A 12,953-nucleotide genomic window follows, 5' to 3' on the forward strand; every position below is an offset into this window, starting at 1 on the left:
TTCATGACAGATTTTATCGATCTGGCAATCAAATACTTGCCAAGACTGTTAGTGGCGGCTTTTCAATACACCCTGCCGTTGACGGCCATTTCCTTCTTCTTTGGAATTATCTTTGCCATCACGACCGCTTTGATTCGCGTTGCTAAGGCACCGCAGAACGAGTGGGCTGATGCCGCTTTGAAAATTTTAAAGGGTGTTGCCGCCACCTATGTCTGGTTTTTCCGGTCAACGCCAATGTTGGTACAATTGTTCATTGTTTTCTACGGCTTGCCAAACGCCCACATTGCCCTGTTCCAATCAGCCTGGGTTTCGGCCATCACGGTCTTTTCTCTGAACACCGGGGCTTATGCTTCCGAATCCATTCGAGCAGCTATCTCATCGGTCTCCGAGGTTCAAAAGCAGGCAGCTGAGTCGCTTGGCATGACAACCACGCAGGTTTACCTCTACGTTGTCTTGCCACAGGCGGCCCGCATTTCAATTCCGCCGTTGTCGAACTCGCTGATTTCCCTATTAAAGGACACATCACTGGCGTCCGTGATTACAATTGTGGAAATGTTTTACCTTTCCCAACAAATTGCTGCAACGAACTATAAGGTCCTCTCGATGTACATCCTCGTAGCCATGGTCTATGCCGTCTTTACGTCGATTCTCTCGGTTGGCCAACACTACCTAGAAAAGTACACATCGAGGTTTGCCCAATGATTAAAGTTGAAAATTTAAGCAAAAAGTACCCCGATAAGAATGCCCTCGATGACATTTCCGTCACCTTCCCGGCTGAAGAGACGACGGCCATTGTCGGTCCTTCTGGTTCTGGAAAATCAACCCTCTTGCACTCACTCAATTTGCTTGAGCGACCAACGAGCGGCCGGTTGATTGTCGATGAACTTGACCTGAATCTGGATAAGACCCTCACCAAGGCGCAAGTTCTCGATGTCCGCAAGCACTTCGGCATGGTCTTTCAAGAAAAAGCCCTCTTTACTCATTTAACAGTCCTCAAAAATTTAACTGAAGGACCCACTAAGGTTAAAAAAATCAGCCAAGACCAAGCTTTGGAAAAGGCCCATGCCTTACTCAAGCAGTTCAATATGGAGGAGTTAGCCAATCGCTATCCCTACCAGTTGTCCGGTGGGCAACAACAACGAGTAGCCATCTTAAGAGCGCTGGCAATGGAGCCCCAATACCTTCTCTTAGACGAGCCCACCTCTGCCTTGGACCCTGAGCTAGAAGCCCAAGTTCTACGTGTTCTGCGCGAATTAGCTCAAAAAGAAACCTCCATGATTATCGTCACCCACAACATGGCCTTTGCTCAACAAGTGGCCGATAAAATCGTCTTTATCGACAATGGCCACGTTGGCTATGATGGCAAGACAGAGGATTTCTTCAATTCAAATGATCCTCGAATCAAACAATTCTTAGGAGCAATGACTTTCTAATGACAAAAAAACGTTCTTATAAGCAGCGGCCCAACCGGCCCAAGCACTTTGGTTCGGCCGTCACAGCCTTAATTTTGGTTGTGGCGGCTTTGTCGTTCTTACCAGGTAAAAACGGCCATAATCAAAGTTACCAAAAGACAAACACAACTACCGCGAGCCAAAGCCTGAATAGGTCAAAGAGTGCTCCTCGGCCTGCCGCCACAACTAATTCCGACCAAGATCTTTTAAAGATTAAATGGGATGGCACGCTCGACGGTGATATCGTCCACATTAACCAAAATCAGGCCACCTTTACCAGCCAGGAATTGCAACAGACCTTCCCAGCTCAAAGCGGTAACAAGTTACGGCCAACCAATGGTTTAGCCTTATCCGCCCTTGATTCGCTCGGTCGGTCTGGGCAAGCAAACTTTGTCGCTACCAAAGCCAGCATGGATGCAGTCACTAAGCGGCCCGCCCGCATTCCCGAAAGTGTCCGTCCTTCCGGTTGGTATATTAACGACCACTTTACAGGAAGTGCCTGGGTTGGCGGTTATCATAAAAATCCACAGGTGAACCTTGGCGGTAGCAAGCAAGCTCTTTGGAACAAGTCCCATATTGTTGGCTACCAATTCTTCGGGATGGCCACCATGGTGACCGAAAATATGACGACCGGAACCCGCGTCGAAAATGCCTATCCCGGGCAATTGGTACCCGAAGATGATATCCGCAATGCATTGAAAACAAACCCTAATATTAGCATTCGCGGCCAGGTCACACCACTTTATAACGGCACTGACCGACTGCCACAGGGCGTCCATTATATGGCCAAATCAGTTGAAGACAACGGCAAGACTTTGAACCTGAACTACTGGATTTTTAATGTCGAGCCTGGTGTTACCATCAACTACCAGACTGGTGATGCGCAAATAAATTAACTAATATTCAAGTCACAACAAAAGGACCGCTACCCTGATGATAGATGGTAGCGGTCCTTTTATTTGATTATTTTGGTAAGAAAAAACAGCTAACAAAGTTAGCTGTTTGCTCTCATGAATGCCCTCGGTGGGAGTCGAACCCACACGGTGTTGCCACCACTGGATTTTGAGTCCAGCGCGTCTGCCAATTCCGCCACAAGGGCATTTGCTGTATTTCACAACTATATTAGTATATCAACGGCAGACAAATCTGTCAACAAAAATATGCATTTTCTTTGATTAATTTTATTGATGATTTTTCTTGGCTTCGGCTTGCTCTTCAGCCACCGCTTCAGCGTGGCTCATTTGCCGCAAAACGTGGTCCACGTGATGCTCGGCATTATTGAGCAAAGTTAAGATATGGGAATCGTTCAGCTGGTAGTAGACGGACCGCCCTACTTTTTCTACCGTCACGACTTGCGCTTCTCGAAGCATTTGTAGCTGATGGGAAACGGCAGACTGCTCCATCGAGAGCTGGTCCACAATTTCAGAAACCGAACAAGGTTTTTCGCGCAATAGGGCTAAAATGGCCAAGCGCCTTTCCGACCCCAGCAATTTGAAAATTATACTCAATTCATGTTGGACATCTTTTTTCATACCCCTATTATAACAAGGAAAGTAAATGTGTCACTGTTCCAGCATCAAATAAAATGTAAATACCCAGGGCCACATAGACTAGCAATTGCATTAAATCACCATAGCGTTCAAAAAGATCTTGAACCTTCTGCACCTTCGCTAATCGGTAAGCTAAGAAAATGCAAATTGTCAAAATCGCTGTAAACATCAAAAAGATGATTGGTAAGGCTGCCCAATTAGCTAGCGAGAAATAAGGAATGTAGAGCGCTAAGTTATCGGCACCACAGCCAGCAATGGTCATCAAAACGACCGTCAAAACAATCCGCTGATTGGGCGTTTCTTGGACCTTGGTAACAAAAGTCTCACCCTCCTCTTCTCCCTCATTTGAGAAATAATTTTTTAAACCGATAGCAACCGGCACCAGACCCATGAGTCCCAAAAGCCACTCGGCCGGTATTTGCTTAAGTGCCCCACCAATCAGCAAAGCTGCTCCAACTAAAAGAGCATTGCCGAGGTAGGCGCCAAGAATGATTGGCCGCACCTGCGACTTCTGGCGAAAAGTGGCAAACAGTAAAACTAAAATTACGAAATAGTCAGATGTTGTTCCTAAATATGAAAAAAATCCTGTTATCAATGTCGTTGTCATTAGCCGCTCCTTTTATATGAATAACTTTTCATAAATTATGTTTTAGTATAACATGAAAATTTATTCATGTATAGAAGACAAAAAAACTGATAGCCATTAGCTACCAGTTTTTAAATAATTAATCCTTAACGATCAAAACAGAAATCTTGGCGTTACGGGCAATGTAAGCAGCCTGTGAACCGATTGATTCAAAGAAGCCTTCATGTGAGTGGGCCCCAACAACGATTAAATCAGCCCCAACCTGTGGTGCAATTTCATCGTTTAAGATTTCACCAGCCTTGATACCATCATCGAAGACAACCTTCACATTCTTCAAACCTTGTGAAAGTGCGTAATCACGGTACTTAGCCAGATTGTTTTCCAATTCTTGGCGTCGCTCCTTGATGAAATCCAGGTGCAAAGCAGAAATTGCTGACAAGTCACCCATTTCCAAAATTGTCGCGATAATTAATTGCGAATCATCTTCACGGGCTTGGTGAATCGCGTTTGACAAGGCGTGGTAGCCTTGTTCTGATTCATCAACACCAACAAGAATTGTCTTAAATTGCTTTGGTTCTACATCTAATTTTAATTCAGCCATTATTTGCCTCCAGTGAATGTTAGAACATCGTTACGACTTCGTTTATCGTTCCTGATTTAGCCGAAGTATTGTGGGAAGAATTGGTCAAGAACCAACCAAACGTTGATGGCAGTCAAGACAGCAAAACAAATCCAACCAGTCCAAGTAATCCACTTACTGTTAGCATATTCGCCCATAATCTTCTTTGAAGAAGTAAAGTAGATTAATGGTGCCATTGAGAATGGCAAGGCAATTGACAAGAAGACCTGTGTGGCAGTAATCAGGTTATCTAATTGGGCTTCGTTACCACCGTAAATAATGGTAATAGCCAAAACTGGAACCAAGGCGATTCCACGGGTAATCACACGACGGAGCCACATTGGCACGCGCAAGTGCAAGAAACCTTCCATGATGATTTCACCAGTCAAAGTACCAGTGATTGTTGAGTTCTGTCCAGAAGCCAACAAGGCAAGGGCAAACAACGTTGACAAGATTGGTGATGCAATTGCGCCGGCAATCTTTGAGTCACCCAAGGCGTTGTACATTGCCTTAAATGAATCCAATTCTTGAGCATGTCCGAAGAACAAAGCAGCACCAACAACCAAAAGCAAAGTGTTAACCACAAAGGCCAACGTCAATTGGATGTTTGAGTCCCAAGTCATCAAACGCACAGCGTCATGAACTTCTTCTGGGTTTTCGTGATCAACCTTACGAGTTTGTGAGATTGATGAGTGCAAGTACAAGTTGTGTGGCATAACCGTGGCACCAATGATACCAGCAGTCAAGATCAAAGGACTTTGCAAGCCCTTAAGTGATTCAGGTGAAATTACCTTTGGTTGTGGCACGTAGCCATAGAACAATGATGCCCAGTCAGGCTTTGACAAGATTGTCAGGTAGATGAAGACAACCAAGATGGTCATAATCAAAGTCATAACAATCGCTTCGATCTTGCGGAAACCAAACTTCATCAGCATCAACAGCAAGATAACATCGAAGGCCGTCAAGAACACCGTGACCAACAGTGGCCAACCAAAGAGCAAGTTCAAGGCGATGGCACCACCGACAACTTCGGCGATATCCGTTGCAATCAACGCTAACTCCGTCATGATCCAGAGTGAGTAGCGACCAAACTTGTTTGTCCGGTTTCCAGTAGCCTGAGCCAAATCTTCTTGCTTAACAATACCCAACTTACCAGCCATGTATTGCAAAAGCATCGCAATCAGTGAAGAAATCAAAACAATTGACAGCAACAAGTAGTGGTAAGAAGCACCACCGGCTACTGACGTGACCCAGTTACCTGGATCCATGTAACCAACGGCAACCAGGGCCCCAGGTCCTGAGAAAGCCATCAAACGCCGCCAGAAAGGGGCGCCCTTTGGCACTTCAATTGTGCCGTTTACTTCTTCCAAACTCTTATCGCCCGTGTGTTCGATAAGGGAATGGCTCTTCTTTACGGGATTATCCATAATATCTCTCCTTCGGAATTCTCCTTAGGGACGAAGCAATCAAATTCTCACTCGAAAAAAATGACCAAAGCAAAAAGGGCAGTCTGCCACCCTGACCTCATTGAAATTTAGGCAGACTGGTCCGTCTACCATGTGTTGTTTTTTTCAAGTGCTAAATAATTTTCATAAAGGATTTCATTCAACTTGGTTGTTGAAAGCTTATGAAAGCTACTTAACTCAATGACTTCTTCCTAAGTCTATAGTAAATATTACACCTGACAATTCTAAGGTCAAGTGATATTTTTGTAATGTTGCAAACCTATTGCAACATTTTTGGCCAAAAGGCTGTTATATCAGCCTTAAAGAATCATAAATGATTTAAAATTCACTTAATCTTTTTGTGGTTTCTCCTGATTTTTCACAATAAAAACAGGAATTATTCTAAATTAAATCAGAATCATTGTCGTTTTTCCTAACCAAACCACTGACCCATTTGTTCCAAAACCAGCCAAATATTAATCACAGTTAGAGCAATAAAGCAGAGCCAGCCAATGACGGTCACGCTCTTTTTATTCACAAACTGCCCCATGATTTTCTTTGAGGAAGTAAAATACAGGAGCGGTGCCATCGAAAATGGCAAAACAACGGAGAGAAAAACTTGCGTTCCGGTAATCAAAGCATCCAAATCATGCTCGTTACCGCCATACAAAACAGCAATGGCAATCACTGGTATGAGTGCAACGCCACGCGTAATCACGCGCCGCAACCACATCGGAATCTTAAAATGTAAGAAACCCTCCATGATGATTTCACCGGCTAAGGTGCCAGTAATGGTTGAATTTTGTCCGGATGCCAGGAGCGCCACCGCGAACAGCGTTGAGAGAAAGGGCGAGGCAATCGCACCAGCCATTTGCTGATTTTGCAAGGCCAAGTACATGCCTTTGAAGGATGCCAATTCATTGGCATGGCCATAAAAGAGAGCCGCTCCAACAATCAGGAGCAAAGCATTAACGATAAAGGCTAAGGTCAACTGACCATTGGAATCCCACGCCATCCACTTAATCGCCTCTTTAACCTCGGCAGGATTTTTCTTATCAACTTTACGGGTCTGAACAATTGATGAATGCAAGTAAAGGTTGTGCGGTGTTACCGTAGCGCCGATAATGCCGGCCGTTAAGAACAATGGGCTCGACAAGCCATGGATTGCTTGCGTTGAAAGGACTTCTTTTTGTGGCATTAAGCCACCAAATACGCCGGCCAAATCAGGTTTTGATAAGAAAACCAAATATAAGCAAACAAATAAAATCGTTAAAATCAGGGTCATGACAATCGCTTCAATTTTACGAAAGCCGAACTTCATCAGCCCTAGCAATAAGATGACATCAAAGGCCGTCATGATGACGGTCAGCAAGAGCGGCCAGCCAAAGAGCAGGTTTAAGGCAATTGCCCCACCAACTACTTCGGCGATATCTGTCGCGATTAAGGCAAGTTCCGTGATAAACCAGAGAAAATACCGTGTCGCTTTCTTCGTTCGTTTAGCCGTTGCCTGAGCTAAATCTTCTTGGGTTACAATCCCTAATTTACCAGCCAGATACTGTAACAGCATACCAATGGCAGCAGACAGCATCACGACTGACATCAAGAGATAATGGTAAGATGCCCCACCCTGAACGGATGTCACCCAATTGCCAGGGTCCATATAGCCGACAGCGATTAATGCGCCCGGCCCTGAAAATGCGAGGAGGCGGCGCCAGAACGAACCTGATTTCGGGACGGCGATTGTACCGTTCACCTGTTCCAGGCTTTTATTCTGAGTGCCGCCTTGCATGAGCAATGCGCCATGTGGCTGATTATCTGCGGTTTGTTGTACCATCATGATAATGATTCTCCTTTGGAAAGTTAGATTCCTCAGGAAGGTGTCAAACGAATTAAATTGTCTTGAAAATCATCATTTTCTTTTCGCGCCAGTGTAAATATATATACTTAATAAATGCCGAAAAAGGCCAACAAGTTTTTGGCCGAAAAGGATGCAAGTGCTAAATAATTTTCATAACGTCCGCCAAGCACAAACTTGAAGTCTTATGAAAGCTAGTTAACCCGATTGGTCTTCCTAAGTTCTCGTTAATCATACACTGGTGAGCGCTCAGGTCAAGCCTAAACTGATTTTTCAACCTGATAGCCATTCAAATTTCAAAAGAAAAACGCCATGATAGCAAGCATCTTGGCGTTTTATCTCTTTTATTAAATTTTGTCTTCAATCAAAGCGCCGTCGGGCAAATTAGCCCGATCGACCACCTTAAATCACATTACAATTTTCTTTGTGTTCGGCTGCTTCTAACTGAATCGTGACGTGTTGGATGGCAAAATCAGCCTTCAAATCATCTTCAATTCGAGTTAAAAACTCCTGACCGTGATCATCATCGAAAACGTTATCATCAACGGATAAATGGACCGTCAACGCCGTTTCAGTGGTTGAAAGTGGCCAAATATGCAAGTCGTGCATCGCCAACACCCCTTCTTGGTTGACCAAATACTCGCTGATGGCAACTTCATCAACCGCCTCCGGTACAGCGTTAATCGCCAGGTTGACCGTTTCACGCATGACTGGCCAAGCAGAAGCCAAGATAATGACCCCAATAATCAGCGATACAATTGGATCAATCAGCTGCCAACCCGTTAGGTCAATCAGCCAACCTGCTAAGATGACACCAATGGAAACGCCGGCATCCGATAACAAGTGCAGATAAGCCGTTTTTGCATTTAAATCCTGGCCATGCTGGTGGCCATGTTCATCGGGCGTACCCGAAACCTTAAACAAAAGGGCTGTTGACAAGTTCACCACAATTCCAATTGCCGCCACGATGGTGATAATTGTCCCATTTGTATGAACTTGTCCCGGGGCAATTAAGTCGCGGACCCCTTCAATAAAAATCGTTCCAACCGCAAAGAGCAGCAAAATCATATTAAAAATTGAAGCTAGAATCGATACATTATGCCAGCCATACGTCTTCTTTTTAGTCGCCTTAATTGCAAAAACGAGGACGGCTAACCAGGCAATAACAAGCGCTAACACATCCGAAAGGTTGTGAAAGGCATCGGCAAATAAGGACGTCGAGTGGGCAATTTTTGCAAAAACTAATTCACTTAAAACGAAAATCAGATTAACGGTAATCCCGATAATATAGGGCTTTTGTGACAGCTGCTGAGGCGCTGCGTGCCCATGATGATGTTCGTGTATTTCTTGTTGACTCGGTGTTCTTGGTGCATGAACAGCGGCATTTTGCCGGTTGTCTCCTTGATCATTCGTCATAAAACTTCCTCCTGGAAAATATATTAATCTTTTTTCATATAAAATACAAATAAAAAACCTTCGTCTTGAAGACAAAGGTTTAAAATAACCAGTTGATTTTCACTTGGAAGCTGACTTGACCGTCAGTTCTTCAAAGAACTGACCCGCATCCCCCACAATTTGCTCAACCTGACTTGGCACCGGGATGGCAGTCAAATTAACCGCCATTAACCTTGCCGCTGGGTTGGCGTAAGCCAAAAGTCCAGCAAAGGGATAGACCCGAAAGGACGTTCCAACAACGACGACCAAATCAGCCTGCTGTACCCGGGAAATGGCTTCTTCAACGTGCCTTGGTTGCTCCCCATAGAAGGTAATATTTGGCCTGATTTTGGCGTGGTCAGACGACCGGTACAGACTCTTCTGGTATTCGGCTAACGTCGCCTTGGCGCCATCTTTAGGAACATACAAGTCGTAAAGTGAGCCATGAAAACGAATCAGGCGGTCTTGTTTGGCACCGGCGGCAACGTCCAAATCATCGATATTTTGGGTGATAATCCGACCGCGACCGGTCTGGGTAAAGGCAGCCATCTTTTCGTGAATAATGTTTGGCTTAGCAGCTGGAAAATACAGATTTTCCTGCATAAATTTGTACTGAATTTCTGGGATTTCAGCAAAGGCCTGGTCGGACAAAAGATACTCCGGCGCAAGGTCGAGTCCCTGATAAACACCATTTTTTGATCGATAATCCGGAATACCCGAAAGGGTCGAAACCCCTGCTCCGGTCATAAAAACAATCGATTTTGCTTGATAAAAATTTTCTTGAATTGCTGGGCTAACAAGCATTGTCTCCCCCTCCTTCAATCACAATGTTACTGACGCAAAATATATGGCAAAGCCAACTTTGTTAACAGTTCTTTAACAGAAGTTTGGTATAGTTCGGTGAAAAACTTTGGTCGATCGGCCTCATCCTTTGGTGGCGTCACCACAAAGGTATTTTGGTGGTCTTGCTTACCGACACCGACAAAAGCCGTTTCCTTCGTTTGGAAATCAGTCATTTCGGAATGGAAGACTTCATAGAGGTTGGCAACCGGCCCATCCAACTGGCGCTGTGACAAAACGGGCGTCAAAGTCACATACTGGTTAGCATTGACCGTTGGCAATTCTAATTCGGTTAAGCTTTCATCCAGCCCAGTAAACAAGCGAACCATTTGCTTGCGGATTTGCCGAGAATCCTTCAAATTAGCCGCCAAAATTGGTGCGACTAATTTCTCGGCCTGAGCAGTAGCCCGTGGATAATCCTCTTTTAGCGTTGCGAAAACGTCCGCTGCCAAATCAGCCAAACCAGCCTTATCAGCAGCTGCCAAAAAGACTTGCGCGTCCAAAACCGTTAGCAAGCGGAAGAGGTCCTCACCATCAACATTGGCTGCTTCGACTGACAATTCATCTTTAACGCCGGCCAAGAAGGCAGCTACCGTATCAGCAGTCAAGAAACCTTGCTTGGCCAACTCTTGATAAGTAATGGCATGCAAAACAGTCCGATGCAAGCGAGTCGCAATCGTAATTAGCTGTTGGTCCAAATCCTCATCATTAAAGGTCAAAGCAAAATAAATCTGTGGCGTAATGCCGTTCAGGGTCAAAACTAACTGCAAGAGTTCATTTCCCAGGACAAAATCAGCTTCCGTCTGGTCGGGCACCTCAATCAACAGGCGGTCTGCCAAAGCAGACTGTTCGGCACGGTCCATGCGGAGCAGCCCATCTTGCTTCTGCCCCACGCGGGTCATCACGGTACCAGGATAGACCTGATTTGCCTGCTCTAAGAGCTCATTTAACTTCGGATTCATGGTGACGCAGTTCTCCTAATAACTTTTTTGCATTTTCTTCGTTAATTGCTGGTGCCTTGGTTAATTTTTTAGCCAACGGCATGATTTCATCTGTCTTTGCACCGACTGAAATGGCCAGTAACCGAGCTTGCATCCGCATGTGCCCGGCTTGAATACCTTCGCCAGCAATCGCCTTTAAGGCAGCCAGGTTGGAGCTAAGGCCGACAGACAAAACAATTTTCTTCATTTCATCCAATGTTGGATTGCCCAATAAGGCTAAATTATCTTGTGCTTTAGTAAGACCGGCAATGGCGCCACCAACACGACCAAGGTTCAGTGGTAGAGAAAACTCCCCTTCCAGGAATTCATGGTCATCGCTCACCCGCCAGTTGGTTAAGGCCTGATATTGACCATTCCGACTGGCATAGGCATGGCCTGCAGCTTCAACCGCGCGCCAATCGTTTCCCAAGGCCAAAACAACGGCGGATAGGCCGTTAAAGATGCCCTTATTTTCAGTAACTGCCCGGTCAGGGTCAACTTTGGCAAAATCAGCTAGGTCAACGATCCGCTGTGCAGCGTCAAAGCCACCTAACGCTGTCACTGGCACACGACCAGTGACGCTCACAACACTTTGGTGACCTGCATTGGTCAAAATCGCCCCTAAAATTTGGTCATCAAAGGGTTCAAAGATCAATCGAATACTCTCCAAAATAGTGTTAACGGCATTGGCCCCCATCGACTGGCTCGTATCCACTAAAATATCAAGGCTTGCTCGATGTCCACTAACATGGCGGAGGTTAATGCTCCGTAAACCACCACCACGACGGTAAAGGCTTGTTTTGGCCTCTTCGGCTGCCTGGAAAATTTCATATTCGTTGGCAGTTACAAAGGACTGTAGCTGCTCAAAATCAATGTGTTCAAAGAGAATTTGACCACCCAGAATTGCCTGGCTGGTCCCAGCACTCTTAAAGCCACTACCCATCTTAAACAAACGGGCACCGTTATTAGCCGCTGCGATGACGGATGGTTCCTCAGTAACCATTGGCACTTGATAGGGCTGGTTATCCAAGACTAAATGCCGAACCATTCCCTCTGGGAGGGCAAAATCAGTCAAGTAATTTTCCACCAAATCCTGGTGTGCGACCTCTTGGTCTTTTACGAACCGCGCCATCAATTCTTCTGGCAAGTTCAATAAGTCGAGTCGTTCTTCTGGCGTTAATTCGTAAAATTTTTTAGTCATTAATTTGCTCTTTTTCCTCAAACAGGCTTTCGATTAGGCCTTCACGGACACCAGATTCTGAAAAAATTACCTGGGGGGCGTTTAAAACACTAATCAGGTTTAATACCGGCAACAGGCCCGATATGATAATATCGGCCCGGTTTTTTTCTAAGCCGGCGAGGTGTTCCCGCTCAGTTCGTGACATCTGAGCAATTTGATGAAAAATTTCGCCAACCTGGTTAGCTGGCATCATAAAGCCATGAAGGGCTTTCGGATGGTAAACCAATTCTTTTTCTTCGGCCATTTTTGCTAACGACCGATTTGCCCCCCCTAAAAGAATAACCGGTAGGTTTTGGCAGTCATCAATAAAGTGCAACTGGCGATAAGCAGCCTGAATATCCACATTCGCCTGCTCAATGTTGGCTGCATCAATCGTGTCAGCCAAGTGATAGCGCTCCGAAAGGTTAACAGCACCAAAAGGAACCGAAACCTCGGCTAACGCCTGGCCATTTTTGAAAGGAATTAATTCGACGGATGCACCACCAGTGTCTAGAATGACACCATTCAGCACATCTGGCAATGCTTCTCTGACGCCGAGAAAATCGTAGTGGGCCTCTTCTTGGCCGGTCAAGACTCGGAAGCTGATTTTTGTTTCGTCTTTGACCCGCTCCAGGAATTCTGCTTGATTTTTGGCAGAACGCACGGCTGCCGTTGTGATGGCATAAACCTCACTAACTTCGTAGTCTTCAATTTTTTGTCGATACTTTTGCAAGACTTTAATGGTCCGAGCCATCGGTTCCTCTTGTAAAATCAGATTTCGCCCCATGTTTTGCGAAAGTCTTGTATCTTCTTTTACACGCAAAATCTCCGTATACGTTTCATTTGAATGTAATTTTTCAATGACTAACCGCGTCGAATTGCTACCCAAGTCGATAATGGCAATTTTTCTATCTTGCATATCAGACCCCAATCGTTTGATTATTACTCAGTATAACACGAATAATCGGAAAGAA

13 protein-coding genes and 1 tRNA gene are annotated in these 12,953 nt (G+C 45.2%); 3 read left to right on the forward strand and 11 right to left on the reverse strand.

Annotated features, from left to right (window positions below):
- The first annotated feature begins 3 nt into the window (after window positions 1-3).
- Genes AOQ32_RS04650 through AOQ32_RS04660 form a run of 3 tightly spaced genes read left to right on the forward strand, consistent with a single transcriptional unit; the run spans window position 4 to window position 2,347 of the window.
- Complete coding sequence (locus tag AOQ32_RS04650; RefSeq protein WP_059393814.1) at window positions 4-702, forward strand: amino acid ABC transporter permease; 699 nt, start codon at window positions 4-6, stop codon at window positions 700-702.
- Window positions 699-1,433: an amino acid ABC transporter ATP-binding protein gene (locus AOQ32_RS04655; RefSeq protein WP_059393815.1), complete on the forward strand. Its 735-nt coding sequence runs from the start codon at window positions 699-701 to the stop codon at window positions 1,431-1,433. Before AOQ32_RS04650 ends, AOQ32_RS04655 begins: the two co-directional genes overlap by 4 nt.
- Complete coding sequence (locus tag AOQ32_RS04660) at window positions 1,433-2,347, forward strand: DNA/RNA non-specific endonuclease (RefSeq protein WP_059393816.1); 915 nt, start codon at window positions 1,433-1,435, stop codon at window positions 2,345-2,347. Before AOQ32_RS04655 ends, AOQ32_RS04660 begins: the two co-directional genes overlap by 1 nt.
- Window positions 2,348-2,466: 119 nt before the next feature.
- Here the strand turns inward: AOQ32_RS04660 and AOQ32_RS04665 are convergent.
- The 11 genes from AOQ32_RS04665 to AOQ32_RS04715 all read right to left on the reverse strand — a co-directional run bounded on the left by AOQ32_RS04665 (window position 2,467) and on the right by AOQ32_RS04715 (window position 12,898).
- Window positions 2,467-2,550, reverse strand: a tRNA-Leu gene (locus AOQ32_RS04665).
- A gap of 82 nt (window positions 2,551-2,632) precedes the next feature.
- Window positions 2,633-2,983 (reverse strand): ArsR/SmtB family transcription factor, encoded by a 351-nt coding sequence (locus tag AOQ32_RS04670; RefSeq protein ID WP_059393817.1) that lies wholly within the window; start codon window positions 2,981-2,983, stop codon window positions 2,633-2,635.
- Between the two features lie 7 nt (window positions 2,984-2,990).
- Window positions 2,991-3,608 carry a cadmium resistance transporter gene (locus tag AOQ32_RS04675; RefSeq protein WP_059393818.1) on the reverse strand — a complete coding sequence of 206 codons (618 nt, stop codon included), beginning with the start codon at window positions 3,606-3,608 and terminating at the stop codon, window positions 2,991-2,993.
- 118 nt (window positions 3,609-3,726) lie between these two features.
- A complete protein-coding gene (locus AOQ32_RS04680; protein ID WP_059393819.1) occupies window positions 3,727-4,188 on the reverse strand; it encodes a universal stress protein in 462 nt (153 codons plus the stop codon).
- 56 nt (window positions 4,189-4,244) lie between these two features.
- Complete coding sequence (locus tag AOQ32_RS04685; protein ID WP_059393820.1) at window positions 4,245-5,633, reverse strand: Nramp family divalent metal transporter; 1,389 nt, start codon at window positions 5,631-5,633, stop codon at window positions 4,245-4,247.
- A 451-nt stretch (window positions 5,634-6,084) separates the two neighbouring features.
- Entirely contained in the window at window positions 6,085-7,485 is a 1,401-nt protein-coding gene (locus AOQ32_RS04690) for an Nramp family divalent metal transporter (protein WP_059393861.1), read from the reverse strand.
- 423 nt (window positions 7,486-7,908) lie between these two features.
- Complete coding sequence (locus AOQ32_RS04695; protein WP_083994415.1) at window positions 7,909-8,922, reverse strand: cation diffusion facilitator family transporter; 1,014 nt, start codon at window positions 8,920-8,922, stop codon at window positions 7,909-7,911.
- 99 nt (window positions 8,923-9,021) lie between these two features.
- A complete protein-coding gene (locus tag AOQ32_RS04700; protein WP_059393821.1) occupies window positions 9,022-9,744 on the reverse strand; it encodes an NAD-dependent protein deacylase in 723 nt (240 codons plus the stop codon).
- A 26-nt stretch (window positions 9,745-9,770) separates the two neighbouring features.
- Window positions 9,771-10,742, reverse strand: coding sequence for a hypothetical protein (locus tag AOQ32_RS04705; protein WP_059393822.1), 972 nt, complete (start codon window positions 10,740-10,742; stop codon window positions 9,771-9,773).
- The gene (locus AOQ32_RS04710) at window positions 10,723-11,961 is read right to left on the reverse strand and encodes a hypothetical protein (RefSeq protein ID WP_059393823.1); all 1,239 of its coding nucleotides are present in this window, start codon (window positions 11,959-11,961) and stop codon (window positions 10,723-10,725) included. The genes AOQ32_RS04705 and AOQ32_RS04710 overlap by 20 nt, the downstream gene beginning before the upstream one ends.
- On the reverse strand, window positions 11,954-12,898 hold the full coding sequence (locus tag AOQ32_RS04715) for a Ppx/GppA phosphatase family protein (protein ID WP_059393824.1): 945 nt from the start codon (window positions 12,896-12,898) through the stop codon (window positions 11,954-11,956). Before AOQ32_RS04715 ends, AOQ32_RS04710 begins: the two co-directional genes overlap by 8 nt.
- Window positions 12,899-12,953 lie beyond the last annotated feature (55 nt).

Origin of the sequence: Fructobacillus tropaeoli (assembly GCF_001047135.2) — a bacterium.
GTDB lineage: Bacteria > Bacillota > Bacilli > Lactobacillales > Lactobacillaceae > Fructobacillus > Fructobacillus tropaeoli.

Excerpts from the sequence above, each read along its gene's own strand:
- AOQ32_RS04650 (WP_059393814.1), top strand. The coding sequence starts at position 4 with ATGACAGATTTTATCGATCTGGCAATCAAATACTTGCCAAGACTGTTA.
- AOQ32_RS04655 (WP_059393815.1), top strand. The coding sequence starts at position 699 with ATGATTAAAGTTGAAAATTTAAGCAAAAAGTACCCCGATAAGAATGCC.
- AOQ32_RS04660 (WP_059393816.1), top strand. The coding sequence starts at position 1,433 with ATGACAAAAAAACGTTCTTATAAGCAGCGGCCCAACCGGCCCAAGCAC.
- AOQ32_RS04670 (WP_059393817.1), bottom strand. The coding sequence starts at position 2,983 with ATGAAAAAAGATGTCCAACATGAATTGAGTATAATTTTCAAATTGCTG.
- AOQ32_RS04675 (WP_059393818.1), bottom strand. The coding sequence starts at position 3,608 with ATGACAACGACATTGATAACAGGATTTTTTTCATATTTAGGAACAACA.
- AOQ32_RS04680 (WP_059393819.1), bottom strand. The coding sequence starts at position 4,188 with ATGGCTGAATTAAAATTAGATGTAGAACCAAAGCAATTTAAGACAATT.
- AOQ32_RS04685 (WP_059393820.1), bottom strand. The coding sequence starts at position 5,633 with ATGGATAATCCCGTAAAGAAGAGCCATTCCCTTATCGAACACACGGGC.
- AOQ32_RS04690 (WP_059393861.1), bottom strand. The coding sequence starts at position 7,485 with ATGGTACAACAAACCGCAGATAATCAGCCACATGGCGCATTGCTCATG.
- AOQ32_RS04695 (WP_083994415.1), bottom strand. The coding sequence starts at position 8,922 with ATGACGAATGATCAAGGAGACAACCGGCAAAATGCCGCTGTTCATGCA.
- AOQ32_RS04700 (WP_059393821.1), bottom strand. The coding sequence starts at position 9,744 with ATGCTTGTTAGCCCAGCAATTCAAGAAAATTTTTATCAAGCAAAATCG.
- AOQ32_RS04705 (WP_059393822.1), bottom strand. The coding sequence starts at position 10,742 with ATGAATCCGAAGTTAAATGAGCTCTTAGAGCAGGCAAATCAGGTCTAT.
- AOQ32_RS04710 (WP_059393823.1), bottom strand. The coding sequence starts at position 11,961 with ATGACTAAAAAATTTTACGAATTAACGCCAGAAGAACGACTCGACTTA.
- AOQ32_RS04715 (WP_059393824.1), bottom strand. The coding sequence starts at position 12,898 with ATGCAAGATAGAAAAATTGCCATTATCGACTTGGGTAGCAATTCGACG.